General features: G+C 38.5%; 1 protein-coding gene. It reads left to right on the forward strand.

Features of this window, described 5'->3' with window-relative positions:
- Positions 1-376: 376 nt before the first annotated feature.
- Positions 377-598, forward strand: a 222-nt coding sequence (locus tag Afil_RS10700) for a hypothetical protein (protein ID WP_230268541.1), incomplete at its 3' end; no start/stop codon positions are given.

Genomic DNA, 598 nt, shown 5'->3' on the forward strand with positions numbered 1-598 from the left:
TCAAACGCTTATGCGTTTAATGTTTCGTGAATAAATGATTGTTCGAGTACTTTTTGTGATTTTAAGAATCGACGTTGTGTATTTCGAATTTCTTGATCTGTCTGTAAAGTTTTCAAAGAGCCATCTGCTTGTGAGAAACTCAGCGTCTCTCACAAGGCTTGTTTATCATATCATTGCCATTTATCTCTGTCAACACATATTGTGAAATCTTTTTGATATTTAACTTGATGCGTTTTCTTTGATAAATAACAGTGACTTGAAACGTTAAGGAAAATTTCCCTTGACGCCTGATTAGATTACCACTGCTCAAAACCAATTGCAACCACGAACTTTTCAATTTGTGAAATTTCTTTTGGTGAGTGAATTGAAATAGTAAATGCAACCATTGAACCTTTTCTGGCTGCATTTAGTCCTTCAACCACAATCGTTGCGTTTAGTCCTTCCGAGTTGCGCCTGCCCGATCGGCAGTCCGCTTCGTAAGCGTCAAATAAAAGACGGGTATTTTCTCGACCGCCTCCTTGGGATAATTCCTTTATTCAAGGAGGCTTTTTCATGGAATCAATCATCCCTGCAATCGATCTCGGTATCGATTTCTCCA

This window comes from Allobaculum fili (genome assembly GCF_020969955.1).
Classification (GTDB): Bacteria; Bacillota_I; Bacilli_A; order Erysipelotrichales; family Erysipelotrichaceae; genus Allobaculum; species Allobaculum fili.